23 protein-coding genes and 1 tRNA gene are annotated in these 25120 nt (G+C 72.4%); 6 read left to right on the top strand and 18 right to left on the bottom strand.

Translation table 11 applies throughout. The annotated features are described in order from the left end of the window. The first annotated feature begins 17 nt into the window (after positions 1-17). Complete coding sequence (locus tag ASG76_RS18195) at positions 18-2120, top strand: SpoIIE family protein phosphatase (RefSeq protein WP_200948241.1); 2103 nt, start codon at positions 18-20, stop codon at positions 2118-2120. Between the two features lie 22 nt (positions 2121-2142). Here ASG76_RS18195 and ASG76_RS18200 read toward each other — a convergent pair whose 3' ends face one another. After that, the gene (locus ASG76_RS18200) at positions 2143-3279 is read right to left on the bottom strand and encodes a CDP-glycerol glycerophosphotransferase family protein (RefSeq protein ID WP_157559199.1); all 1137 of its coding nucleotides are present in this window, start codon (positions 3277-3279) and stop codon (positions 2143-2145) included. Positions 3280-3298: 19 nt separating this feature from the next. Next, the gene (gene ppsA / locus ASG76_RS18205) at positions 3299-5650 is read right to left on the bottom strand and encodes a phosphoenolpyruvate synthase (protein ID WP_056606951.1); all 2352 of its coding nucleotides are present in this window, start codon (positions 5648-5650) and stop codon (positions 3299-3301) included. A 163-nt stretch (positions 5651-5813) separates the two neighbouring features. On the opposite strand from ppsA, the gene ASG76_RS18210 reads away from it, so the two are divergent. Then, complete coding sequence (locus ASG76_RS18210) at positions 5814-8444, top strand: cation-translocating P-type ATPase (protein ID WP_200948242.1); 2631 nt, start codon at positions 5814-5816, stop codon at positions 8442-8444. Continuing rightward, positions 8441-8929 carry a universal stress protein gene (locus ASG76_RS18215; protein ID WP_056606954.1) on the top strand — a complete coding sequence of 163 codons (489 nt, stop codon included), beginning with the start codon at positions 8441-8443 and terminating at the stop codon, positions 8927-8929. Before ASG76_RS18210 ends, ASG76_RS18215 begins: the two co-directional genes overlap by 4 nt. A 10-nt stretch (positions 8930-8939) precedes the next feature. Here the strand turns inward: ASG76_RS18215 and ASG76_RS18220 are convergent. Together ASG76_RS18220 and ASG76_RS18225 are read right to left on the bottom strand one after the other, a co-directional pair. Beyond that, positions 8940-9014 (bottom strand) — tRNA-Val (locus ASG76_RS18220). Positions 9015-9061: 47 nt separating this feature from the next. Next, entirely contained in the window at positions 9062-9538 is a 477-nt protein-coding gene (locus ASG76_RS18225) for a PGPGW domain-containing protein (protein WP_056606957.1), read from the bottom strand. A 206-nt stretch (positions 9539-9744) separates the two neighbouring features. Between ASG76_RS18225 and ASG76_RS18230 the strand changes: the two genes are divergently transcribed. After that, positions 9745-10179, top strand: coding sequence for an SsgA family sporulation/cell division regulator (locus ASG76_RS18230; RefSeq protein ID WP_056606960.1), 435 nt, complete (start codon positions 9745-9747; stop codon positions 10177-10179). A 22-nt stretch (positions 10180-10201) separates the two neighbouring features. On the opposite strand, the gene ASG76_RS18235 is transcribed toward ASG76_RS18230, so the two are convergent. The 9 genes from ASG76_RS18235 to ASG76_RS18275 all read right to left on the bottom strand — a co-directional run bounded on the left by ASG76_RS18235 (position 10202) and on the right by ASG76_RS18275 (position 19182). After that, positions 10202-12016 (bottom strand): ABC transporter ATP-binding protein, encoded by a 1815-nt coding sequence (locus tag ASG76_RS18235; protein WP_056606963.1) that lies wholly within the window; start codon positions 12014-12016, stop codon positions 10202-10204. A gap of 70 nt (positions 12017-12086) precedes the next feature. Next, complete coding sequence (locus ASG76_RS18240; protein WP_235529742.1) at positions 12087-13913, bottom strand: ABC transporter ATP-binding protein; 1827 nt, start codon at positions 13911-13913, stop codon at positions 12087-12089. Between the two features lie 140 nt (positions 13914-14053). After that, a complete protein-coding gene (locus tag ASG76_RS18245; protein WP_235529744.1) occupies positions 14054-14761 on the bottom strand; it encodes an amino acid ABC transporter ATP-binding protein in 708 nt (235 codons plus the stop codon). Between the two features lie 92 nt (positions 14762-14853). Then, positions 14854-15726, bottom strand: a complete 873-nt coding sequence (locus ASG76_RS18250) for an amino acid ABC transporter permease (protein WP_056606966.1) — start codon at positions 15724-15726, stop codon at positions 14854-14856. Further along, positions 15726-16634, bottom strand: a complete 909-nt coding sequence (locus ASG76_RS18255) for an ABC transporter substrate-binding protein (RefSeq protein ID WP_056606968.1) — start codon at positions 16632-16634, stop codon at positions 15726-15728. Before ASG76_RS18255 ends, ASG76_RS18250 begins: the two co-directional genes overlap by 1 nt. 10 nt (positions 16635-16644) lie before the next feature. Then, entirely contained in the window at positions 16645-17424 is a 780-nt protein-coding gene (gene hisF, locus ASG76_RS18260) for an imidazole glycerol phosphate synthase subunit HisF (protein WP_056606970.1), read from the bottom strand. Continuing rightward, positions 17421-17873 (bottom strand): NUDIX domain-containing protein, encoded by a 453-nt coding sequence (locus tag ASG76_RS18265; protein ID WP_235529746.1) that lies wholly within the window; start codon positions 17871-17873, stop codon positions 17421-17423. Before ASG76_RS18265 ends, hisF begins: the two co-directional genes overlap by 4 nt. A 5-nt stretch (positions 17874-17878) precedes the next feature. Next, positions 17879-18625, bottom strand: coding sequence for a bifunctional 1-(5-phosphoribosyl)-5-((5-phosphoribosylamino)methylideneamino)imidazole-4-carboxamide isomerase/phosphoribosylanthranilate isomerase PriA (gene priA, locus ASG76_RS18270; RefSeq protein WP_056606974.1), 747 nt, complete (start codon positions 18623-18625; stop codon positions 17879-17881). A 116-nt stretch (positions 18626-18741) separates the two neighbouring features. Next, a complete protein-coding gene (locus tag ASG76_RS18275; protein ID WP_056606977.1) occupies positions 18742-19182 on the bottom strand; it encodes a hypothetical protein in 441 nt (146 codons plus the stop codon). Between the two features lie 164 nt (positions 19183-19346). Between ASG76_RS18275 and ASG76_RS18280 the strand changes: the two genes are divergently transcribed. Further along, entirely contained in the window at positions 19347-20228 is an 882-nt protein-coding gene (locus ASG76_RS18280; protein WP_235529748.1) for a GNAT family N-acetyltransferase, read from the top strand. Positions 20229-20246: 18 nt separating this feature from the next. On the opposite strand, the gene ASG76_RS18285 is transcribed toward ASG76_RS18280, so the two are convergent. The 3 genes from ASG76_RS18285 to ASG76_RS18295 all read right to left on the bottom strand — a co-directional run bounded on the left by ASG76_RS18285 (position 20247) and on the right by ASG76_RS18295 (position 22928). Next, positions 20247-20552: a hypothetical protein gene (locus ASG76_RS18285; RefSeq protein WP_056606983.1), complete on the bottom strand. Its 306-nt coding sequence runs from the start codon at positions 20550-20552 to the stop codon at positions 20247-20249. Between the two features lie 240 nt (positions 20553-20792). Then, complete coding sequence (locus tag ASG76_RS18290; RefSeq protein WP_056606986.1) at positions 20793-22214, bottom strand: HNH endonuclease signature motif containing protein; 1422 nt, start codon at positions 22212-22214, stop codon at positions 20793-20795. Between the two features lie 90 nt (positions 22215-22304). Further along, positions 22305-22928, bottom strand: coding sequence for a sulfotransferase family protein (locus ASG76_RS18295; RefSeq protein WP_162254140.1), 624 nt, complete (start codon positions 22926-22928; stop codon positions 22305-22307). 83 nt (positions 22929-23011) lie between these two features. On the opposite strand from ASG76_RS18295, the gene ASG76_RS18300 reads away from it, so the two are divergent. Further along, on the top strand, positions 23012-23524 hold the full coding sequence (locus ASG76_RS18300) for a hypothetical protein (RefSeq protein WP_056606992.1): 513 nt from the start codon (positions 23012-23014) through the stop codon (positions 23522-23524). On the opposite strand, the gene ASG76_RS18305 is transcribed toward ASG76_RS18300, so the two are convergent. Together ASG76_RS18305 and ASG76_RS18310 are read right to left on the bottom strand one after the other, a co-directional pair. Further along, positions 23521-24459, bottom strand: coding sequence for an L-lactate dehydrogenase (locus tag ASG76_RS18305; protein WP_056606996.1), 939 nt, complete (start codon positions 24457-24459; stop codon positions 23521-23523). The two genes, ASG76_RS18300 and ASG76_RS18305, sit on opposite strands and share 4 nt — an antisense overlap. An 18-nt stretch (positions 24460-24477) precedes the next feature. Then, positions 24478-25110 carry a hemerythrin domain-containing protein gene (locus ASG76_RS18310; RefSeq protein WP_056606999.1) on the bottom strand — a complete coding sequence of 211 codons (633 nt, stop codon included), beginning with the start codon at positions 25108-25110 and terminating at the stop codon, positions 24478-24480. Between the last annotated feature and the right edge of the window lie 10 nt (positions 25111-25120).

Here is a 25120-nt window from a genome sequence, read left to right on the forward strand (position 1 = left end):
CTGCGGAGGACGTACTGGTGCACGACGACGCCCTGCAGGTCGAGATGCCGGTCCCCCGACATCGCGCGCCGATGGACGCCGAGACCGACCGCGTCGCGTGGCGTCTGGCGGTCGACGCAGCCGGGGTCGGCGCCTTCGTGTGGGACCTCGTCAGCGGCTCGCTGCGCTGGGACGGGCGCCTGCTCGAGCTCTTCGGCCTCGACGAGACCACCTTCGGGGGCACCATCGAGGCGTTCAACCGGTCCGTGCACCCTGACGACCTCGCTCGCGTGACCCACGCGCTCGAGCACGCGATCTCGACCTGCGGCGACTTCGAGGTCGAGTACCGGATGGTCCTCCCCGGCGGCGCCCTGCGCTGGATCGAGGCGCGCGGGCGGGCCCTCGCCGACCGGCCCGGAGGCCGGGCGGTGCGCATCGTCGGCGCCGCGCACGACACGACGACGGCCCGCGAGGGCGACGCGCGCATCGGCCGCGTGCTGGAGTCGATGTCGTCGGCCTTCTTCCAGCTCGACGACGAGTGGCGCTTCACCTACGTCAACTCCGAGGCCGAGCGGCTGCTCGGGCAGGTGCGTGCCCGACTGTTCGGGCAGAGCATCTGGGACGCCTTCCCCGCAGCCGTGGGCAGCACCTTCGAGACGCACTACCGCGAGGCCGCGTCCACCGGGAGGCCGGTGTCGTTCGAGGCGCACTACCCCGCGCCCCTCGACGCGTGGTACGAGGTCCGCGCCTGGCCCTCCCCCGAGGGCCTGGCGGTCTACTTCGTCGACATCACGGCCCGCCGGGCCGCCCAGGACGCCCTGGACCGCTCGGCGCACCGCCTGGCGTTGCTCGCCCGGGTCTCCGAGGTGCTCACCGACACGCTCGACCCCGCCGAAGGGGTCAGCCGGCTCGCGACCCTCCTGGTCCCCGAGCTCGGCGACTGGTGCCTGGTCACCCTGGCGGAGGACCCGCAGGCCTCGAGCTGGCGCCGCGGGCTGCGCGACGTCGCGTGGGCGCACGCCGACGAGGCGATGTCCGAGGTGCTCCACGACTACGCCACGCACCGCCTCGGTGCCATGACGGACACCTCCTACCTGGCCCGCGCCGTCGGCGAGATGACCTCGGTCCGCGTGGAGTCCGGCGCGACGGAGAAGGTCGCCGCGGTGCTGGAGCCGGGCATCGCGCGCGACCGGCTGCACGACCTCGCCCCGGTCTCCGCGATGGCCGTCCCGCTGCGAGCGCGGGGGCGCATCGTCGGGGTCGTCAGCATCTTCAGCGCCGACGGCCGACGGCCCTTCTCCGACGCCGACCAGTCGCTGCTCGAGGACATCGGGGCCCGGGCGGCGCTCGCCCTCGACAACGCCCGCCTCTACGCCGCCCAGCGCGACGTGTCCGAGGCCCTGCAGCGCAGCATGCTGACCGCCCCGCCCCCCTCGGAGCACCTCGAGATCGTCACCCGCTACTCCCCCGCGGGCGACGCCGCCCGCGTCGGCGGCGACTGGTACGACGCGTTCCTCCAGGAGGGTCGCGGGCCCGGCGGGCACGACATGGTGGTCGTCGTGGGTGACGTGGTCGGCCACGACGTGGAGGCGGCGGCCGCGATGGGGCAGGTGCGCGGGCTGCTGCGCGGACTCGCGGTGCACAGCGGATACGCGCCGGGGGCGATCCTGTCGGGCGTGGACGCGGTGATGGAGTCGCTGCAGCTCGAGACCACCGCCACCGCCGTGGTCGCGCGCATCGAGCGGCACCCGCGCCCGGGAGCCGGTGCCGGCGAGGAGGTGGTGCTGCGCTGGGCGCACGCCGGGCACCCACCCGCGCTGCTGCTGCGCCCCGACGGCACCGTTACCCGGCTCGCCGACGTCGAGGACAACGACCTGCTGCTCGGCCTGGACCCGCACACGCCCCGCGCCGAACGCGTCGCGTTCCTCGAGCCCGGATCCGTGCTGCTGCTCTACACCGACGGTCTCGTCGAGCGGCGCGACCGCGACGTCGACGACGGCGTCGAGGCCCTCGCCGGGCTGTTGCACGACCTGGCACCCGGGACGCCGGACCTGCACGACCTCTCCGACCGGCTCGTCGAGGGCATGACCGGCCAGCGGCCCGAGGACGACGTCGCCCTCCTCCTCGTCCGCCTCAGCTGAGCGCGGCGAGCTCGTACGCCGTTCAGCCGGCGTGGGCGGCTCCCTCAGGTCCCGCGAGCAGCTGTGCGCGCAGCGCGACCAGCTCGGACACGGCGGCCAGGAAGCGCGTCGTGCTCTCGCCCACGTGCAGTTCGTCGAAGTAGTGGTGCCGCATCGCCATCCGGGCCAGCTGGTGCTCGTCGCGCTCCAGGCGCAGCCGAAGCAGGTCAGTGAGCCCGCCGATGCCCGTGTGGTCGACGACGTCGGCGCAGCGGCTGATCGGGATCTGCTCGCGCAGGGCGTCGAGGTCGCCGTGGCGGTCGGTGAGGAAGACCGGCCGGTCGGTGTGGAGGTAGAGCCAGTCGAGACCGACCGACGAGACGTCGGTGATGATCGCATCGCAGGCGGGCATGACGGCGAGGATGTCGCCCTCGAGGACGGCCACGTGACCGGCCCCGGGGTCGGCCTGCGCAGCCTCCTCCAGCAGCCGGAGGACGTCCTGGTGCCCGGCCGACACCACCGGCGTACGACTGGTGGTGACCTTGGGGTGCGGCTTGTAGACGAGACGGACGTCGGGCAGGGCGAGCACGGCCTCGACGATCGACGCGCCGAGCGTGTCCACGGAGGTGTAGTCGTTGTAGTCGGCGTCGCCCTCCCAGGTCGGCGCGTAGAGCACCGTGCGCCGCGGGCTGGGCTCGACGAGGGGCGTGCGGCTCAGGTCGAGCTGCGGGCGGCCGACGCGCACCAGCCGCCTCGCGTCGAACTCCAGCAGGCCGGTGACGTAGCGCTGGACGGCAGCCTCGCCCGCCACGAAGACCCGGTCGTAGGCCTTGGCGTTGTTGCTCGCCATCGACTGCTTGTCGCTCTCGCCGTGGTTGACGTGCACGTGCAGGCGCCGGCCGTCGAGCAGGGAGTCGAAGTTCTGCGGTGAGTTGTTGCAGTAGAGCACGACCTGGGGGTCGAGCCCGGCGTAGAGCTCGGTGAGCGCCGGCAGGGTCTCGGCGACGTGCACGGGCAGGTGGGTGCGTGCGGCCACCACCGGTGCCGGGGTGGGGTCGCGCAGCACGATGCAGACCGGGTGGACCTCGTCGAGGACGTGGAGGACCTCCAGCCACTGCACGAGCTGGTAGGTCCTGCTGGGGTCGCCCGCGAAGTAGGCGGCGACGGCGGGCGTGTTCACCACCGAAGTCTAGTGCGACTCAGCCGTCGCGCAGCGAGTGGTGACGCAGCGGGTGGCGGGCCAGCGGCGCCTCGTAGGTGCGGCGCGACGGGTCGGCCGCCTCCAGGACCAGGCGCCACTCCGCCTCGGCGATCGTGGCGCGCACCGCGTCGACCGCGTCGGGGTTGACCGAGATCGACGTGATGCCCCGGCGCACCAGGTGCTCGGCGAAGGCCGGACGGTTCGAGGGCGCCTGCCCGCACAGCGAGGAGGTGATGCCTGAGGCGTGGCTCGCCGCGACGATGCGGTCGATGGCGTCGAGCACGGCCGGGTCGGCCTCGTCGAACACCTCCGCGCACACCTCGGAGTCGCGGTCGACGCCGAGCACGAGCTGGGTGAGGTCGTTGCTGCCGATCGACACGCCCTCGATGCCCATGCGGGCATAGGTGGGGATCCAGAACGCCACCGACGGCACCTCGGCCATCACCCACGTCGGCAGGCCGGCAGCCGTGGGGTGCTCTGCCACGACGTCCAGGCAGGCCTCGAGCTCCCACGCGGTGCGCACGAACGGCAGCATCAGGCGCAGGTGCGGCGCCTCGGCGCGCACCCGCCCCAGCACGTCGAGCTCGAGTCCGAACAGGTCGGGCTCGTGGACGTAGCGGTAGCAGCCCCGGTAGCCGATCATCGGGTTCTCCTCGCGGGGCTCGAACTCCTCACCGCCCTCGAGGTTGCGGAACTCGTTGGTGCGGAAGTCGATGCTGCGGTAGACGACCGGGCGCGGCGCGAACGCGCGGGTGATCACGAGCAGCGACTCGGTCATCGCGTCGACGAAGCGTTGCTGCTGGCCGCGCTGCAGGAGCAGCCGCGGGTGCACACCGTCCAGCGCGTCGGCCACCATGAGCTCCGCCCGCAGCAGGCCGACTCCGTCGACGGGCATCGCGGCCACCTCGGCGGCGTGCTCGGGCAGCGCGAGGTTGACGTAGAGGCGCGTCGCGGTCGGGGGCGGTGCCGCGACGACCCCGGCCGCGCCCGCCGCGGTGGCTCCGGACGGCGTACGGCTCCCGGCGGCGACCGCCGTGGTGTCCGCGCCCTCGAGCACCAGGCCCAGCGCGCCGTCGACGGTGACGACCTCCCCGTCGCGCAGGCGGGTCGTGGCGTCCCGGGTGCCGACCACGCAGGGCACGCCGACCTCGCGCGCGACGATCGCGGCGTGGCAGGTCATGCCGCCACCGTCGGTGACCAGGCCGGAGGCGCGGCGGATGGCCGACATCCAGTCGGGGCTGGTCATCGGGGCGACCAGCACCTCGCCGGGCAGCAGCAGGTCACGCTGGGACGGGTCTGTCAGCACCCGTACGACGCCCACCGCGCGCCCGCTCGACGCGGCCAGGCCCCGCACGAGCACGCGCTGCTCCCCCGCCGGCTCCTCCGCACCACCTGACCGCCGGCCCGCCAGCGTCGTGATGGGGCGGGACTGCACCAGCCAGGTGCGCCCACCCGCGATCGCCCACTCGACGTCCTGGGGAGCGCCGTAGTGGTCCTCGACGGCCAGGGCGAGCGTGGCGATCTCGAGCACCCGGTCGTCGTCGAGGATCCGCGCCCCGCCCTCCTCGGCCGACAGCTCGACCACCTCGTCGGCGCCGTCGGACCCCCGGACGACCTTGCGGTCCTGGTGTCCCAGCCGCACGCTCGCGATCCGCGGGCCGCTGCGCTGCACGACGTAGGTGTCGGGCTCGACCATGCCGCTGACGATGGCCTCGCCCTGGCCGAGCACCGCCTCGACGACCAGACGGTCGGCGCCGGGGTTGGTGGGGTCGGTGGTGAAGACGACGCCGGAGACCTCCGAGGCGACCATCACCTGCACGACCACCGCGATCGCGGGCTCGTCGGTGAGGTGGCCGTTGGCGCGGTAGGCCACGACCCGCTCGCCGTAGAGCGAGACCCAGCAGTCGCGCACGCGCTCGACCAGGGCGGCCGCGCCGACGACGTTGGTGAAGGTGGCGTTCATCCCGGCGAACGACGTGTCGCCGGCGTCCTCGGAGGTGCCCGACGAGCGCACCGCGACGCTGACCTCGTCGCCCAGGAGGAGGTAGGCCTCCACGAGGGCGCCCTCGACCTCCGGCGGGACGGCGCTCGCGCGGACCAGGTCCTGCGCGTGGGCCGCGGCGCCGGCCAACGCGACCGGGTCGCCGGGCGCGACGCCGGACATGAGGTCCACGAGCTGTCGGCGCGCACCGGACTCCTCGACAGCCGACAGGTAGGCCGAGCTCGTCACCACGAACCCACGCGGCACGGGGAAGCCGGCCCGGGTCAGCTCGCCCAGGTTGGCGCCCTTCCCCCCGGCGGCGTCGACGTCGGCGAGGGACAGGTCCTCGAACCAGCGGATGGTGTCCATCTGCGCTCCTGGCGGTCAGTGTGCGGGCACGTGCCCCGTGCCTCCCACGCTCGTCGCCGCGACGGGCGCGGCACAGGGCCGAAGGTCATCGGCGACCCGCGACCCGTCCCGCCCGGGACGTTCGACCCTGCCGGTCGGCGACACCTTGGGTGAGCGTGGTGCGGTGGACGACCGCGGGCTGACCGGCGAGGAGGCCGCACGGCGGCTGTCGCGCGACGGTCCCAACGTGCTGCCCGCCGCCACCCGCCCGAGGCCGTGGCTCGAGCTGGCACGCCAGCTCACGCACCTGCTGGCCCTGTTGCTCTGGGTGGCGGCCGGGCTGGCGCTGCTCGCCAGGATGCCGTCGCTGGCGGCCGCGATCGTGGTCATCGTGGTGCTGAACGGAGTGTTCGCGTTCTGGCAGGAGCACCGGGCGGACCGCTCCACCGAGCGCCTCAAGGACCTGCTGCCGGCAGGCACCCGGGTGGTCCGTGACGGAGCGGCCGTCGTCGTCGACGTCGCGGACCTGGTCGTCGGCGACCTCGTGGTCCTGCGGGCCGGTGACCGGATCGGGGCGGACGCCCGGCTCGTCGACGCGCACCACCTCACGCAGGACGAGTCGATGGTCACGGGCGAGAGCCGGGCGGTGCCGCACGAGGCCGGCGACCTGCTGGCAGCCGGGACGTTCGTCATCAGCGGCGAGGGCAGGGCCGTCGTGGAGGCGACCGGCGCCCGGACCAGCCTCGCCGGCATCTCCCGGCTGGCCGAGTCCGCGACCCGGCCGCGGAGCCCGCTCACCGCCCAGCTCGACCGGGTGGTGCGCATCGTCGCCGTGATCGCGGCCCTCACCGGCGTGGGGCTGGGAGGGATCGCGCTGGCCCTGGGCTTCGACCTCACCCAGGCGTTCCTGTTCGGGGTCGGCGTGTCGGTCGCCCTCGTGCCCGAGGGGCTGCTCCCCACCGTGACCCTCTCGCTCGCACGCGGGGCGCAGACGATGGCCGACCAGCACGCGTTGGTCCGGCGGCTCGACGCGGTGGAGACCCTCGGGTCGACCACCTTCATCTGCACCGACAAGACCGGGACGCTCACCCAGAACCGCATGAACGCCGTCGACGTGGTGACGACGGCGGGCACGGTGGTGGTCGAGGGTGACGGCTACGAGCCCGTGGCGCGCCTGAGCGGCGACGACCGGGCGCTGGCCCTGGTCGCGGCGATCGCCCGCGCCGCCACCGCGTGCGTCGCCGGCCGCGTGGTGGACCGCGACGGTCGATGGCGCGCGGACGGTGACCCGATGGAGGCCGCGCTGCACTGCCTGTCGCTCAGGTCGGGCCTCGACCCGGGTGCGGGCGACCCGGCTCGCCGCCACCCCTACGACAGCGAGCGGATGATGAGCTCGGCGGTGCTCGGCGACGAGCTCGCGGTCCTGGGGGCGCCGGAGTCGGTGTTCGGCGTCTGCACGTCGGTCCCCGAGACCGTGTCCGCGGAGCTCACCCGGCTCACCGGCGTGGGTCGCCGGGTCCTCGCCGTCGCCCAGAGTCGGTGCACCGATGAGGCCGACGAGGTGCCGCACGACCTCGAGCTGCTCGGCCTCGTGGGGCTCGAGGACCCACCTCGTGTCGACGTCGGCCAGGCCCTGCAGGCCTGCCGCGACGCGGGCATCCGGGTGGCGATGGTCACCGGGGACCACCCCGCGACCGCAGCCGCGATCGCCCGCGAGGTGGGGCTGCTGCGCGACGGCGGCGCGGTCGTCGACGGCAGCCGGCTCCCGGAGGACGACGCCGAGCTCGCCGAGCTCCTCGACACCGCCGGCGGTGCGGTGGTCGCCCGGGTCACGCCCGCGGGCAAGCTGCGCATCGCCTCCGCGCTGCGCGGACGCGGACACGTGGTCGCCATGACCGGTGATGGTGTCAACGACGCCCCGGCGCTGCGCGAGGCCGACGTCGGTGTCGCGATGGGCGCGAGCGGCAGCGACGTGGCGCGCGAGAGCGCGGACCTGATCCTGCTGGACGACCACTTCGGGACGATCGTCCGTGCGATCGAGCTCGGGCGGGCGACCTTCGCCAACGTCAGGCGGTTCCTCACCTACCACCTCACCGACAACGTGGCCGAGCTGAGTCCCTTCGCGCTGTGGGCCATCAGCGGCGGGCACTTCCCCCTCGCGATCACGGTGCTCCAGGTGCTGGCCCTGGACATCGGGACCGACATGCTCCCGGCGCTCGCGCTCGGAGCCGAGCCGCCGCGTCGCGGCATCATGACGGGCCGGGCGGCACGCACGATCGTGGACCGCGGCCTCCTGCTCCGCGCCTTCGCGGTGCTGGGACCGGTCGAGGCGGTCATGTCCATGGGCGCCTTCACGTGGGTCCTCGTGGACGCCGGCTGGTCCTGGGGGGAGACGCCGTCGGCGGGCCTGCTGGCCATCGCCTCGGGGACGGCCTTCGCCTCCATCGCCCTCGGCCAGATGGCCAACGCGTTCGCCTGCCGCAGCACGGCCACGCCGGTGTGGCGGAGGAATCCCGCCGGCAACCGCCTCGTGCTGGCGGCCGTGGCCTTCGAGATGCTGCTCCTCGCAGCCTTCCTCGGCATTCCCCCACTCGCCGACCTGCTGGGTGGGTCGTGGCCGACGCCCGTCGGCTGGCTGGCCGCGGCGGCGGGCCCGGCCGGCGTGGTGGCGGTCGACGGACTGGTCAAGACGGTGCGCGGCCGCGCCCGCCCGTCGGGACCAAGTGCCCCTGACGTCGGGTCGCGGGTCCCTGCCCGTACGCCGCCCGAGGCGGCACGGTGGACCACGACGGACGCGCCGGGAGGAGTGGGATGACCGCAGGCACGCAGGTGGCGACGAGCCCGCACCACGACGTACGCACCTGCCTGGTCGCGGTCGACGGCACCGACGCCAGCGTGGACGCGCTGGTGTGGGGCCTGAGGCATGCGGCCGCGCACCACATGGACGTGGAGGTGCTGACCGTGTGGCCGCCCCAGCACGCGCCCCTGGTCCACGAGGTGCCGGGACACTTCTGCGCGCCGCGCTGGAGCGCCCGGGCCGCGCAGGCCGAGGCCGTGCGCCGTGCCGTCGACTCCGTGCCCGACGCCCCGCGCGTCGCGACCACCCTGGAGAACGCCGACGCCGCGGCTGCGATCGTGCGCGCATCGGCCCACCACGACCTCGTGGTCCTCGGCGCCGGCGCGCCGGGTGGGCGCCGCCGCCTCATCGACCGGGTGCTCGCCGACGCGGCGTGCGACGTGGTCGTGGTGGACCCGGACGCAGGTCCGGACATGGAAAGAGGCCCTCGCAAGGGCCTCTGACCGGTCGGGGTGGTGGGCGATACTGGGTTCGAACCAGTGACCTCTTCGGTGTGAACGAAGCGCGCTACCACTGCGCCAATCGCCCGCGACGCCAGAACGTTATCCCATGGACCGAGCCGTCCTGCAATCGGGTCAGTCCTTGCTGCTGAGCTCGTCGACCCTCTCCTTGAGGGCGCGGACCTCCTCGTCGTTGCCGTGGTAGCGCCGGTAGCTGTAGGCGATGAACCCGAGCGCGAAGATCGCCGACGCGACCTGGGTGATCCCGGTCCAGATGCCACCGGGCAGCCACAGCAGGTCGGGCAACGGCCACCACGACGGCTGCTCCGGGCCGAGGATCCACAGCACGCCGCACGCGGCCAGCACGAGGGCGGCCAGGACGGACAGGAGGATCTTGGGCCAGCTCTCCACTCCCTGGGCCGCCCCGAGCAGCGCCTTCATCTTCACCGGCTCGACGCGCTTGTCGGCCCACTCGTACTGCTGGCTCAGCAGGTAGAGGCCGGCGAACACCCCGAGCAGGCCGGGGCCCGGCAGCGGGATGGCGGCGATGCCGAGGAGGAGGAGTCCCCAACCGGCCACCTCGAGACCGATGCGCTTGGCTGCCGCTGTCATGGAAGCAACCTACCGGGCTCGTCCACACCTCTACACGCGAGCCAAATCGCATGTACCGTCAAGTTCGTCATGAGCCACAGTCAAGATCTGGTCTGGACCGGAGCGGGTCATATTTTGCCGTTTCGCATCACGCGCGGCGCCGGATGCCGTCTCATGAACAACGCAACCCGGGGGATCTCGTGCCGGGCCACCTTGAAGGAGCCACGATGAACACGTCCGGTAGCGGGCACATCCTGTCCGATGTCGCGTTGGACATCACCGTCGAGTGCAAGGACGACCGCGGCCTGCGCCACGAGATCGACACCGTCCTCGCCTATCGCAGCTCCGACCCGTTCGCGGTCGCGATGACCTTCATCACCTCCGACGGCGACCTGGTGTGGACCTTCGGCCGCGACCTGCTGATGCGCGGCACCGAGTGCCCGGTCGGCGAGGGCGACGTGCACATCTCCCCCGCCGTGGGCCTGGGCGGCCGCGCCATGGTCAGCATCGAGCTCAGCTCCCCCGACGGCCACCTGGTGCTCATGGCCCGGGCCGCCGACATCCACGACTTCATCTCCCGCAGCGTCGCCGTGGTGCCCGCCGGCACCGAGTCGGACTTCTTCGACGCCGACCTGCTCATCAGCCAGGTCCTGGCTTCCTGAGACCGGCCCCCTGGTCCCTCGCTCAGGCGTGGGAGTGCTGGGCGGTCCAGCTCGCGTGCAGCCCTGAGTAGACGCTGCCGGCCTGGGTGACCAGCTCGGCGTGCGGGCCGCGCTGCACGACCCGGCCCTTGTCGACCACGATCACCTCGTCGGCGCTCTCCGCCGTCGAGAGCCGGTGCGCGATCGTCACCGACGTGCGCGACTGCATGAGCCGCTCGAGCGCCCGGCCGATCTGCATCTCCAGGGCCGGGTCGACCGCGCTGGTGGCCTCGTCGAGGACCAGCAGGTCGGGGTCGGCGAGGTGCGCGCGCAGCAGCGCGACGAGCTGGCGCTCACCGGCCGAGAGCGACTCCCCGCGCTGGCCGACCGGCGTGTGCAGGCCGCGCGGCAGGCCGGAGAGCCAGTCGTCGATGCCGAGCTCGAGCGCCGAGGCGCGGATCTCGTCCTCGCTGGCCCCGAGCCGGCCGTAGCGCACGTTGGCGGCGATGGTGTCGTCGAAGAGGAAGCCCTCCTGCGGCACCAGCACGACGCTGCGGCGCAGTGAGCGCGCGTCGATGCGGCGTACGTCGATGCCGTCGAGCAGCACCGACCCCTCGGTCGGGTCCATCAGGCGGGTGAGGAGCTTGGCGAAGGTCGACTTGCCCGAGCCGGTCTCCCCCACGATCGCGACGCGGGTGCCGGCCTCGATGGTGAGGTCGATGTCGCGCAGGACCGGCGGACCGGCGGGGTAGGCGAAGCCGACGTGGTCGAAACGCACGTCGATCGGGCCGCGCGGCAGCGTCTCGCCGTCGGCGCCCGGGTCGACGAGGTCGGCGGGGGTCTCCAGGATGCCGAGCACGCGGCGCCAGCTGGCGATGGCGTTCTGGGCGTCGGTGAGGATCTGGGTGCCCATCTGCACCGGGCCGACGAAGAGGGTGACGAGGAAGGCGAAGGCCAGCACGCGGCCGGGCGTCATGTCGGAGGTGAAGCCGAGCAGGATGCCGACGATGATCACGCCGGCGTTGGCCAGGCCCGCGGACAGGCCGCCGAGGGAGAACGAGGTGACGGTGTAGGTCTGGGCGTGGGTGTAGGCGTCCTGCCAGTCCTGGATCGCGGTGTCGATCCGGCGCTGCGTGCGGTCCTCGACGCCGTAGGTGCGGACCACGGCCGCGCCGACGACGGGCTCGGAGATGGCGCCGAGGAGGACGCCGACCTGCTGGCGCACCACGGTGTAGGCGGCCGAGAGCTTCTTCTGGAACCAGCGGATCGAGAGGAACAGGGGCGCGAAGCACAGCCAGACGACCGCGGCGAGCTCCCAGCTGTAGACGAGCATCAGCACGGTCGCGACCAGCATCTGGCCGATGCTCACGATGAAGATCAGGCCGCCGAAGACCAGGAACTGGCTGACCTGGTCGACGTCGGAGGTGACGCGCGAGACGAGGGCACCGCGACGCTCGGTGTTCTGGGTGAGCAGGGGAAGGTCGTGCACGTGGCGGAAGGCCTTGGTGCGCAGCGTGGCCAGGCCGTGCTCGGAGGTGGTGAAGAGCCGGCTCGTCATCGCGTAGGACGCGACGCTGGTGACGACGATGGCGAAGGCGGCGAGCACGCCCATCCAGGCGACGTAGTCGAAGCGCGGGCCGCCGGGGCCGTCGAGCCCCTTGTCGAGGGTCTGCTGCACCGCGATCGGCACGACGATCTGACCGCAGGAGGCGATGACCGCGAGGACCAGGGTCCAGCCGAGGCCCTCGCGCAGCTCGGGCGAGTACAACATGCCGAGGCGGATGGTGGCCAGGGCGCCGATCTCCTCGCCCGAGTCCATCTTGGTGCCCGAGGTGGGCTCCGACGTGGTCGCGCTCATTCCGGGGTCCCTACGGCGTTGTCGGACGGAGGAGCGAAGCGGAGGAGGACGAGAACGTCGTGGGGTGGGTTCATCGCGTCGTCCCCTCTGCGTCGACTCCGGTGGACGAGGCGAGCGGCGTGCCGTCGACCTCGTAGGCGTTGACGAGCTGTGCGTAGGCCGGGCTGCTCGCGAGCAGCTCGGCGTGGGTGCCGCGTCCCACGACCCGCCCCTCGTCGAGGTGGACGACCTCGTCGGCCAGCGAGATCGTGGCCTTGCGGTAGGCCACCACGACCAGCGAGGCCGCCGAACCGTCGACGTCGTCGCGCAGCGAGGCCAGGATGCGGGCCTCGACCTCGGGGTCGACCGCGGACGTGGCGTCGTCGAGGATGAGGAGCCGGGGCCGGCGCACCAGCGCGCGGGCCAGGGAGAGCCGCTGTCGCTGCCCGCCCGACAGCGAGGTGCCGCGCTCGCCGAGCAGCGAGTCGAGGCCGCCCGGGAGTGCGGCGACGAAGCCGTCGGCCTGCGCGGTGCGCAGCGCGGCCCACACCTCGTCGTCGGTCACGTCGGCGCCGAGGGTGACGTTGTCACGCACGGTGTCGTCGAACATGAAGGCGGTCTGCGGGACCAGCGACACACTCTCGGAGAGCTGGCCCTTGCGCAGCTCGGTGACGTCGCGACCGTCGACGCGGACCGTGCCGGAGTCGGGGTCGACCAGGCGCGTCATGAGGCTGGTGAGCGTGCTCTTGCCCGACGCGGTCGGCCCGACGAGCGCGACGGTGCGCCCGGGGCGTACGTCGAAATCCACCCCGCGCAGCAGCGGCGAGTCGGCGTCGTAGGAGTAGTGGAGGTCCTCGAGCTGGAGCAGCGCGCCCTGCTCGGTGCGTGGCAGCTCGGCGTCGCCCCACTCCATCGAGCCGCGCGCGTCGAGCACGGCCTTGGCCCGGCGGTAGCCCACGACGGACCGCGGGAACTCGCCCAGCAGCCAGCCGATGGCGCGGATCGGGAAGGAGACGATGGTGAGCAGGTAGGCGACGGTCACGACGTCGCCTGCCTCGGTCGCACCGCTCGTGACGCGGGCGACGCCGACGGCCAGCACGACCAGCACGCCCAGGCCGGGGAGGCTGGCCAGCGCCGGGTCGAAGACCGCGCGGATCCGGCCGGCGCGGATGTTGACGTCGCGCAGCTCGCGCGCCTTGGCGCCGAACCGGTCGGTCTCCTCGGTCTCGCGGCCGAGCGTCTTGACGACCATCGCCCCGTCGAAGGACTCGTGGGCGATCTCGCTGACCTCGGCGCGCAGGCCCTGGGCGCGGGTCATCAGCGGCGAGGAGTAGTGCTGGTAGAGCAGGTTGGCCGCGACGACCGCCGGGAAGACGAGCAGGCCGACGAAGGCCAGGACCGTGTCGGCGAGGAACATCTGCACGACGGCGATGGCCATCATCACGACCGTGCCGAGCGCCATCGGCAGCGGCATGATCGGCGACCACGCGGCCTCGACGTCGGAGTAGGCGTTGGACAGCAGCTGGCCGGTGGGGTGGCGCTGGTGCCACTCCATCGGCAGCGCGAGGTATTGCCGGGTGACGGCGCGACGGGTGTGCGACTGCATCCGGTAGTACATGATCCCGCCGCCGAGGCGCCGGGCGACGATGCCGGCCGCGCGCAGGATGGCGACGGCCATGAAGAGCGCGAAGACCCACACCAGCATGTCGGTGCCGATCTCGCCGTTGTCGAACGCCGGGATCAGCACGTGCTGGGTCGACCAGCCGAGCACCCACGCGTCGGCCACGGTGAGGACGCCGAACAGCACGGCGCCGAGCGTGGCGACGGTGAACACCTTGGGCTCACGGCGTACGCCGACCCACAGGACCCGGAAGCCGTCGAGTGTCGTGGTGCCCCTCAGCTCCGCGTCCTTGCCCACCGGTGTCGCCCGCCCCCTCGAAGTCTCGTGCCTGTCCCGAACCATCCGTGCCCATCGGTTGCCGAGCGCAACCAACGAGCCGGTTCAGGCTATTCCTCGACACCAACACCCGACTAATCGCGTCGGGCCGGGCGGCCGGCTCAGGCGCGGATGCGGGACAGGAAGCCGCGGGTGCGCTCGCGCTGCGGGTCGCCCAGCACCTGCTCGGGAGTGCCCTGCTCGTGGATCTCGCCGTCGTGGAGGAAGCAGACCTGGTCGGCCACCTCGCGGGCGAAGCCCATCTCGTGGGTGTTGAGCACCATCGTGACGCCCTCGTCCTTGAGCTCGCCGAGCAGGTCGAGGACCTCGCCCACGAGCTCGGGGTCGAGGGCGCTGGTGACCTCGTCGAGGAGCATCAGGCGGGGGTTGGCGACGAGCGCGCGGGCGATGGCCACCCGCTGCTGCTGGCCGCCGGAGAGGTCGTCGGGACGCGCGGTGGACTTGTCGGCGAGGCCGACCCGCTCGAGCATCGCCAGCCCGCGCGAGCGCGCCTCGTCGGCACCGACGTGGTGCACGAGCCGCAGCGCGAGGGTGACGTTGCCGATCACGTCGAGGTGCGGGAACAGGTTGTAGGCCTGGAAGACCAGCCCCATCCGCGAGCGCACCTCGTCGCCGTCGACGCGGGGGTCGGTGATGTCGCGGCCCTCGAAGGTGATGACGCCGTCGTCGACGACCTCGATCAGGTTGACGCAGCGCAGCAGGGTCGACTTGCCCGAGCCCGACGCGCCGATGAGCACGACGCACTGGCCGGGCTCGACGGTGAGGTCGACGTCGCGCAGGACGACGTTGTCGCCGAACGACTTGCGCACGCCCTCGAGACGCAGGAGCTCAGAGTTCTCGGGGTCCCCGCGGCGTTGTTCGGGGGAGCGCAGCGGAGGAGAAGAACGTCGTGGGGTGAGCCTCATAGATGTCCTCCGGCTCCGTGGTAGCCCTTCCTCCGGGCGTAGCGGTCGGTCAGGCGCGCCATCGGGATGGTGAGGCAGCAGAAGAGCACCCCGGCCACGACGTAGGGCGTGTAGTTGAAGTCGAGCGACGTCTCGATCTGCGCCCTGCGGATCGCGTCGTAGACACCGAGGACCGCGATCAGGCCGGAGTCCTTCTGGAGCGAGACGAGGTCGTTCATCAGGGCCGGGATCACCCGCCGCCACGCCTGCGGCAGCACGACGTGGCGCAACGTCTGGCCGTAGGACAGGCCGAGCGAGCGACCGGCGAGCCGCTGGCTGGGGTGCACCGACTCGATGCCGGCGCGGAAGACCTCCGCGACGTAGGCGGAGTAGGACAGCACGAGTGCCGCGCCGCCCCAGAACAGTGGTGAGGTCGGCAACCCCTGCAGACGCAGCGCCGGGCCGCCGAAGCCGAGCAGGAAGATCACCAGCAGCAGCGGCAGGCCGCGGAACACGTCGACGTACGCCGTCCCGAGCAGGCGCAGTGGGAACGCCACCGGGCCGCGCAGCGTCCGCACGACCGCGACGGTGAGGCTGAGCACGAGGATCAGCACCCAGCAGATGGCCATCACGCGGATGTTGAGCCAGAGCCCGTCGAGCACCGCCGGGAACGACGAGACCGCCTTGTCCCAGTCGAAGTAGGTCTCGCGCACGCGCTGCCAGCCCGGCGAGCTGACGACGGCGCCCCCGACCGCGCCGAGCAGCAGTACCGTGCTGACCGCCGCGACCACCGCGCTGCGCAGCGTGCGGCGACGTCGCCACTCGTCACGCTCGCGCTGGACCTGCGAGGGACGCCAGTCCGCCGCCGGGTCGGCGACAGGATCGACCATCAGGAGAGCTCGGGCGCGCCCTGCTGGGCCAGCCACTCCTGGCTGATCTGGTCGAGGATGCCGTCCTCGCGCAGCGCGTCGACCGCGTCGGACACGCAGTCGGTCAGCGGGCTGCCCTTGTCGAGCACGGCGCCGAACTGCTCGGGCTCGCCCTCGGGGAGCGGCAGCTGGCCGACGATCGTGCCGTCGTCGAGCTGAACCGCGGTCATGAAGTAGGCGGTGGGCAGGTCGACGACGATGCCGTCGATCTGGCCGTTGTTGAGCGCCTGCACGGCCTGGTCGTTGGTGTCGAAGACGGCCGGGTCCTCGGACGGCTGGATCTGGTCGGTGATCGCGGTGTAGCTGGTGGTGCCGACCTGCGCGCCGAGCTTGGCGTCGGCGAGGTCGGCGATGCTCGTGGCGCCGTCGATCGCGCTGCCCTTGTTGGTGATGACGGTCTGCACGACGTCGTAGTAGCCGGAGGAGAAGTCGACGGCCTTGCGACGGGCCTCGGTGATCGAGACCTGGTTGACGTCGAAGTCGAAGTCCTTCGGGCCCGGCTGGACGACCTTGTTGAAGGGGACCGTCACCCAGGTGACCTGCTCGGCGGTGTAGCCGAGCTGCTCGGCGATCGCGTAGGCGACCGCGGACTCGTAGCCCTTGCCGTTGGTGGGGTCGTTGTCGACGAACCACGGCTCGTAGGCCGGGTCGTCGGTGGCGATGGTCAGCGTGCCGCCGGTGACGGTGTCCATCGCGTCGGGGGTGCACTCGTCGGCGGCAGGCGCCTCGGACGTCGAAGCGTCGGAGCCGGAGCCGGAGCCGGTGTCGGCCTCGTCGGTCGGCGCGCACGCGGTGAGGGCCAGGGTGGTGGTCGCGAGGGCCGCGAGGGCGAGGTGCCGCAGCGAGCGCGGCCGGACGGTCGTCAGCATGGGGGCGATCCTACGGCGCGTGCCCGGCCCAGCGGACCGGGTGGCCGGCGCTGGACAGACCAGCCTTGACGTCGGAGATCCGCAGGGTGCCGAAGTGGAACACCGTCGCGGCCAGCACCGCGTCGGCGCCCGCGTCGACCGCCGGCGCGAAGTGCTCGACCGCGCCCGCTCCCCCGCTGGCGATGACCGGGACGCTCACCTCGCGGCGTACGGACCGGATGAGCTCGAGGTCGAAGCCCGCCGTCGTGCCGTCGGCATCCATCGCGTTGAGCAGGATCTCGCCGGCGCCGAGCTCGGCGGCACGCACTGCCCACCCGATCGCGTCGAGGCCGGCGCTCTTCCGGCCGCCGTGGGTGGTGACCTCGAAGCCGCTCTCCGTCCCCTCTGCCCTGCGGGCGTCGACGCTCAGCACGAGCACCTGGCTGCCGAAGCGGTCCGCGATCTCGGCGACCAGCTCGGGACGGTGGATGGCCGCGGTGTTGACCGCGACCTTGTCGGCGCCGGCGCGCAGCAACCGGTCGACGTCGGCCACGCTGCTCACCCCGCCGCCGACGGTGAGCGGGATGAAGACCTCCTCGGCACACCGGCTGACCACCTCCATGGTGGTGGCACGGCCCTCGTGGGAGGCGGAGATGTCGAGGAAGGTCAGCTCGTCGGCGCCCTCGGCGTCGTAGAGCCGGGCCAGCTCGACGGGGTCGCCGGCGTCACGGAGCTCGGTGAAGTTGACGCCCTTGACGACGCGTCCGCCGTCGACGTCGAGGCAGGGGATGACGCGGATCGCGAGGCTCATGCCGAGGCCTCCCCGGCCCGGTGCGCGGCGAGCGCGACGTCGACGATGTCGGCGCGCGACGGCTGCGCCAGCACGTCGTCGAGCGGCATCCACTCGGCGTAGTCGGTCGAGCCGCCGACCTCGACGGTGCCGAGCTCGCCGCCGGTGATCGTCGCGTGGAACACCGCGCGCTGGGACCGGAACGGCTTCTGCTCGGGCCGGCGACGGGTGAAGAAGTGGTCGACGATGAAGTCGCCGACCTCGACGACGTAGCCGGTCTCCTCGTGCACCTCGCGCACGAGGCCCTCGCGCAGCGACTCCTCGAACTCGATGCCGCCACCCGGCAGCGACCACCCGGGCTCGAAGCGGCCCTCGCCGTTCCACCAGGTCAGCAGCACGCGGTCACGGTCGTCGACGATCCAGGCGTACGCCGCGATGCGGGTGTCGTACTCGGTGAAGTGCAGCCCCACGGCTGTCACCGTCCCCGGGTCAGCTCGAGCGCGTCCTCGAGGCTGAAGCGGCCCTCGTAGAGCGCGGTCCCGGCGATGGCCCCCTCGACCCCCTCGCCGACGAGCGTCATGAGCGCGCGGATGTCGTCGAGGGTGGTCACTCCCCCGCTGGCCACGACCGGCTTGTCGGTCGCCGCGCACACGTCGCGCAGGAGCTGGAGGTTGGGGCCCTGGAGCATGCCGTCCTTGTTGACGTCGGTGACGACGTAGCGCGCGCAGCCCTCGGAGTCGAGGCGGGCGAGGGTCTCGTAGAGGTCGCCGCCCTCGCGCGTCCAGCCGCGGGCCGCGAGGGTCGTGCCCCGCACGTCCAGGCCGACGGCCACGCGGTCGCCGTACTGAGCGATGGCGCGCGCGCACCACTCCGGCTGCTCCAGCGCGGCGGTGCCGATGTTGACCCGGCGACAGCCCGTGGCCATCGCTGCCTCGAGCGACTCGTCGTCGCGGATGCCGCCGCTCATCTCGACCTGGATGTCGAGGGCGCCGACGATGCGGGCCTGCAGCTCGCGGTTGTGCCCGTGCCCGAAGGCGGCGTCGAGGTCGACGAGGTGGATCCACTCGGCGCCGGCCTCCTGCCAGCGCAGTGCCGCCTCGACCGGGTCGCCGAAGCGCTTCTCCGACCCGTCCACGCCCTGCACCAGCTGGACGGCCTGGCCGCCCTTGATGTCGACGGCGGGCAGGAGCTCGAGGTAGGGCTGCTCGGGGGTGCTGGGCATGGGTCGATCCTAGGAGCGTGCCCGTGGGGGCCGCCCGGGTGGGCGCGGCGGCGAGACGGCCGACGGACGCAGAAGACCCCCCACGCAGGGCGTGGGGGGTCTTGTTGCTGGACGGATCAGGCGGGAGCCGTGGTCGGGGTCTCCGTCGGGGTCTCCGTGGGGGTCTCCGTCGGCGTCTCCGTGGGCACGGCGGCCTCGCACGTGGCGAGACGCTCCTGGGCCTTGGCCAGGCGCTGCTGCTGCGCGCGCTTGGTCACCTTGGTCTCGTCACGGTCCTGCTTGGCGTCGGCCAGCGCCTTGCGGGCAGCGGCCTTCGCGCGGCCGGCCTCGGCCTGGGCGACGACCTTCTTGGCCTTCACGACACGGGTCTGCTGGCGGGCGAAGACGGCGGTGACGCGCTCGAGAGCGGCCTCGGCCTTGTCCACCTTGGCCTGCTGGTCGGCGCACGGCACGGGCGCGGGCGCCTCGTCCGCGTTGGCCGTGGGGACGAACATCGCTCCACCGGCGACGAGCGCGGCAGTGGCGGCGAGGCCGCCGAGGCGGGTCGAGACAGACATCCAGAACTCCTTCTCGTGTCGGCGCGGCTCTTCTCCGCCGCGCCTCTCACCCCCTTCAGCGCCGAGGAGGTCCCAACTGTTACGCAGATGTTGACGAGCCGTGGACGTGGTCGCGCACACAAACCCGGTGCGCCGCCGCGGCTCCCCCCTGTTCAATGTCGCGCGTGACGATAGCCCTGCAGCAGCCCAGCCCCGACGACATGGACGAGGTGCTCGACATCCTCAGGGGATGGCAGCAGGACGAGGCGCACGTGCTGCTTCATCCAGGGGACCTGGGTTGGTTCTGGCGGCTGGGTGGCGCTGCAGCAGCCAGTGCGACCCGAACGTGGCGTCGTGACGAGCGTGTCGTGGCCATCGGGTTGCTGGACGAGCCCTTCTGGCTGCGGGTTGCGATCGCACCTGACCTGCGACAGGACGAGCCGCTGGCGCGGCAGATCGCCGTCGACGTCTCGGACCCGGACAGGGGCGTCCTGCCGATGGAGAACGTCTGGTTCGACGTGCCCCGCGGCGCGTTGCTCCGCGACCTGATGCTGTCCTCGGGATGGGAGGCGACCGAGGCCTGGACGCCCCTCAGCCGCGACCTCACCGACCCCGTCGAGGAGCCGGGTGTCCGGGTCGAGACCGGGACGCCGGCTCGTATGGCCGAGCGCATCGCCGTGCAGCGTGCGTCGTTCGAGGGCTCGACGTTCACCAACGAACGTTGGCACGCGATGACGGGTGGACCGGCGTACGCAGATGCGCGATGCCTGCTTGCCTACGACGAAGATGGCGCTGCGGTCGCCACCGTGACGGTGTGGTCGGCCGGACCCGGACGCCCGGGACTGTTGGAGCCGATGGGCGTGCACCACGAGCACCGAGGCCGCGGCTACGGCCGGGCCATCAGCCTGGCGGCAGCCGCTGCCCTGCGGGAGATGGGCTCGTCGTCCGCGATCGTGTGCACCCCCTCCTCCTACGAAGGGGCGATCGCGACCTACGAGGCTGCGGGTTTCCGGAGACTGCCGCAACGGTGGGACCTGCACCGCGAAGTGACCCCGGACCCGGCCTGAACGGAGCCCGAACAAGGGTCACCGCCCGCTACGGCGTTCCCTCCACCAGCGCAACGCCACCCCGTGCAGCACCAGGTTGAGCATCGCTCCACCGGCGGCTACCGCGACGAAGACGGCGGAGCCAACGCTCACGCGGTCCGACAGGAGAAGGGGAAGACTCCACGGCACACCCATGACGCTGAGGGCCAGCACCCCCAGAGCCAACCCGAGGTTGGCATCAGGCGTGCTGTCGAGGATGCTGAGGCCGATGTACGCCACGATGAGGGCCAGCACAGGCGCATGGGTCAACCACGACAGGTACCGGGTGATCCGCCGCGTGTTCACGAGCGTGCAGCTCGTTGCGTCTCAGTGATGTGACCCATGTGTGGAGTGTGGGCCACACGCCGGAGGTGTCGCCTGAGTAGCGGAGCCCACCTGTCCACCCCCAGCGGTACAAGTGGTCTCGTAGGTGTCAGCGATGACACCTGCACATCGGACGATCGGGACGCCTGGGCGTCGATGCCCTGCGGGTCCCGGACGCGCCTGTTGCCCCGCCACCTGTCGGTGGCAGGGTGTGGGGCGGGGTCATGGTCGACGCTGGCGCGGAATCCGGGGTGGGCCGGCTTCAGGGGGGTCGAGGGCGATCGTCCCGTGCCGGTCGCGGCGGTAGCGGTGCCCGTGCGGGCTGGTCCACTCGAAGATCCCGGGCGCGATCACGTCGTAGCGCCAGGCGGAGTGGGTCTTGAGGCGGTGGTGGGAGCGGCAGAGGGCAGCGACGTTCGAGGTCGTCGTCGGGCCGGGCTGTTCGCGTCCCTCTGCGTCAGCGTCGTGGTCGAACTCGACGACGTGGTCGATGTCGCAGGCCCGCGCGTTGCGCCCGCACCAGGGGAACACGCACGTGCGGTCCCGGAGAACGACTTGCTCACGGATCCGGTCGGGGACCTCGTACGCCGGGGTGGACAACGCGGAGTCCAGGTCGATGACCGGCTTGATCGTGATCTTCGTGCGCGATTCGCCGCACCACGACCTCAGCTGGTCGAGGAGGAGAAGTCGCTGGCGCTCCTCGAGACGGCCCGTGGACCCGAACACGGTCGAGCCGTCGGGTGCAGGAGTTGCGTCGAAGTGGGCGTGGAGCACGACCTCCCGTGCCACCGGGAGGCCGTACCCGTCGCTGCTCGGGTCGGCGCTGCCCTGGCTGAACAGGTCGAGCGCGGTCTGCGTCCGAGCGAGCTCGCCCAGTGCCTGCGCCCGCCGGGCGTCGAGCGAGTCGGTGGACCCGAGGGCCCTCTGCGCAGCCGCGCCGTGGGCGACGGCGTTCTCCAGGTCGATCGCGTCGGCGAGCCCGAGCTCGGCCTCGATCCGGACGGTGCCGGCGAAGTGCACGTCCTCGTCGTGGATGGTCACGTGGCGGGGGTCGACGAACAGGTAGCCGTCCTCCGGATCGGAGGTGGGGTCGGCGGCGGCGAGGTCGAACCGCTTGATCGTCTCCGCCACCAGGCGGTCGAGCTGCGCGGTGCCGATCTTCCCAGCCACGGCGGCGACCTGCGCGTCGACGAAACGGGCCGCGTCAGGGGTGAGCGCAGGTGACGAGTGGATGGTGGTATCCGCGACCAACCGGGCGCGCCAGGCCGGAACCCGCCCCGACTGGACCTGTGCCCACAACCGCGGCAGGCGGTGGCGCAGCTCGAGCGCGTGCCCGATGAGCTTCTTCGCCGCGGTGGTCGAGATGCCGAGGACGGTGCCGAGCTCGGCGATGCAGAACTCCGCGACCAGCGGGCAGCCGTCGCCGGCGATGGGCTCCTCGTGCTCGCTGCCGGGCACGGTGAACGCGGCCGCGGAGTGGATCGACTCGGGCGGGTGCAGGTCGGCCCAGCGGGCGGCGAGGTCGAGCTGATCAGCCGCCGCACGGTCCTCAGCGTCCTTTCGCGAACGGATCAACGCGAGCAGGCCGGCCGGGCTGAGGGCGTCTGCCTCAGCCTGTGCGAGTCCTGCCAGCGTGCCGATCATGCGTTTGATTCTAGTGACCGCCACCGACAGCGGACCTGCGCGGAGCGAACTGGGGACAAGCCGACCACGCCGGCGCGGAGGCCTCGAAGCTCAATGATGCTCGATCCCCGAGGGCGGTATGGCGGCCCGGAAGTGACCTTCCACCTGCTCGCGGGTGTACGGCGCCTCGGGCGGTGGAGCGGGCGCATCGAGGCCGAACAGCTCGCGGAATGCCTGACGGTCGTTGACGAAGGGGACCGGGCGGTCGGGGACGGGTAGTTTCAGGAAGGCGCAGAGGGGATCCCAGCCCTGCGCGATGTCGTACTCGAGGAGCCGGCCGGGGGGCACGCCCGCCCGCACCTCGGCGTTGTGACGTTCGTACGCCGCCACGAGGTCGGTGGGCGTCTGGTCGGCGTAGGGGGCGCCGAAGGAGCGCTGGGTCAGGACGTGGCCGAACCGCGAGAGCTCGGCCAGCTCCGGCCCCACCTCGGCCCGGTCGAGGACCGGCTGCAGCATCAGCTGGTGGATCGTGTCGGCGTAGGAGCTCCACCAGCTGCCTGCCGATCGCACGGTCAGGAGCACCTTGGCGTCGGGATAGAGGGTCATGAGCTCGCGCCACAAGGAGCAGCCGGGCCAGTCGACCGTTGCCCCATATCCATCGAGGACGTCGGGCAGTCCCGTCGTGTCGCCCGTGGCCGCAGCCAGCCAGGCGGGGTGGTGGTCGAGGTGCGCCAGAGCCGTCGACGTGACGGGTCATGCCACCACGCCTGCGATGCTGGGTCCGTGACCCGACGCCGACCTCGCCCGAGAGCAACCCCATGATCGGCGATCGGTGGGGTGTCACGGACGACGAGGTGCAGCGGCACTACGGGTGCGACGCGTTCGTGCCCGAGCCGACACTCGAGGCCTGGCGCGGGGTGACGGTGCACGCGGGGCCTGAGGCGGTGTGGGCGCGGTTGCGGCAGGTGCGGATCGCGCCGTACTCCTACGACCTGATCGACAACCTCGGCCGTCGCTCGCCGCGCGAGCTGCGCGACGTGCCCGAGCCACGACCCGGTGACCCGTTCACCCGCGCGTTCGGGCTCGACCAGGGCCGGGTGCTCGCGGTCGACGCCGGCCGCGAGCTCACCGCGCGGATCATGGGTGCGCACATGTCGTACGTCGTCGCCCCGCAGGAGGCGACCACACGCCTGCTGCTCAAGGTCAGCGCCCGGACCAGCAGGGTGGTCGCACCCGTGCTGTCGGTGGGCGACCTCGTCATGGCGCGCAAGCAGCTGCTCACCCTGAAGGCACTCGCGGAGGCCGACGAGCGGGGCCGGTCGACGGTCTAGAGACCGAGGCTCCGCGCCACGGCGGTGACGGCCTCGGCCGACGCGGTGAGCGCCGCCCGCTCCTCGTCGCTCAGCGGCGTGGCCAGCACGCTCTCGACGCCGCTCCGCCCGACCCCCGACGGCATCGAGAGGCAGACATCGGAGATGCCGTGCACGTCGTCGAGCAGCGAGGTCACCGGCAGCACGCGGTGCTCGTCGTGCAGCACCGCCTCGAGGATCCGCGAGACGGCGAGCCCGATCGCGAGGCTTGTCGCGCCCTTGCCGGCGATGATCTCGTAGGCCGAGGACACCACCTGCTGGTGGATGCGGGCACGCGCCTCCTCGTCGAGGACGCGCGCGCCGTTGCCGGTCCAGTCCTTCACCGGGACGCCGCCGATGGTCGCGGTCGACCACAGCGGCACCTCGGAGTCGCCGTGCTCACCGGCGATGTAGGCGTGCACATTCTGCACGGCCACGCGGGTGTGCTCGGCGATCAGGAACCGCAGGCGCGAGGAGTCGAGCACGGTGCCCGAGCCGAAGACCCGGTGCGCCGGCAGGCCGGAGAACTTCTGGGCGGCGTAGGTGACCACGTCGACCGGGTTGGTCACGACCAGCAGGAGCGCGTCGGGCGCGAGCTGCACCAGCGACGGCACCAGGTCGCGGCACATCGCGACGTTGGCGGCGGCGAGGTCGAGCCGGGTCTGGCCGGGGTCCTGCTTGGCGCCCGCGGTGATCACCACGACGTCGGCACCGGCACAGACCTCGAGGTCGTCGCTGCCGGTGATGCCCGCCATCGGCGTGAACTGCAGACCGTGGTTGAGGTCCAGCACCTCGGCACGCACCTTGCCGGCGTTGAGGTCGAACAGCGCCAGCTCGCGGCACGTGCCGCGGATCTGGGCGGCGTACGCGATGGCGGTGCCGACCGCCCCTGCTCCGACGACTGCGACCTTGGACATGGACGACACCCTGCCACGTCAGCGCCAGGCGGGCGCCACCTCGCGTCGGTAGCGACGGGCCAGGAGCAGGGTCAGCAGGCTGACGACCGGACCGGGGACGTGGGAGCGCAGCGACGACCGCTCCCGCTCCCCCGCACCGTCCTGCATCCACGCCAGGGAGTTGGCGGCGTCGACGATGCTGGCAGGGCGGAGCTTCTTCGCCATCTCCTTCCACTCGGGGTCGTCCTCCAGCGCGGCGGCGATCGGCTCGAGGTCGCGCTCCTCGTGGACGAGGTGGCTCTCGACCACCTCCGAGCAGGCGGCCACGGCCTGCGCGGCGGTGGCGGCCTGTGCGGCCGACGGGGTCGCGACGACCGAGTCGATCGCCGAGGAGGCGGCGGCCAGCGCGTGCTTCATCGCTGCGTGCTCGGCCTCCATGTCGGCGAGCATGGCGTGGTCGTAGCCACGACGCTCGAGGAACGGCCAGATGTTGGCGTCCTCGGCCTCGTGGTGGTGGGTCAGCTCACGGACCAGGTTGCGCCACGCCCCGCGGACCTGCTCGGCCCGGGCGCGGTCACCGTCGGCCATCGTGCGCAGCGCCTGCTCGGTGCGCATGACGTCGCGGCGAACGGCGGAGTGGATGATCCGGTTCATGCTCAACGGCTCGGTCATGACCGGACGC

This window comes from Nocardioides sp. Soil774, assembly GCF_001428125.1.
Lineage (GTDB): Bacteria > Actinomycetota > Actinomycetes > Propionibacteriales > Nocardioidaceae > Nocardioides.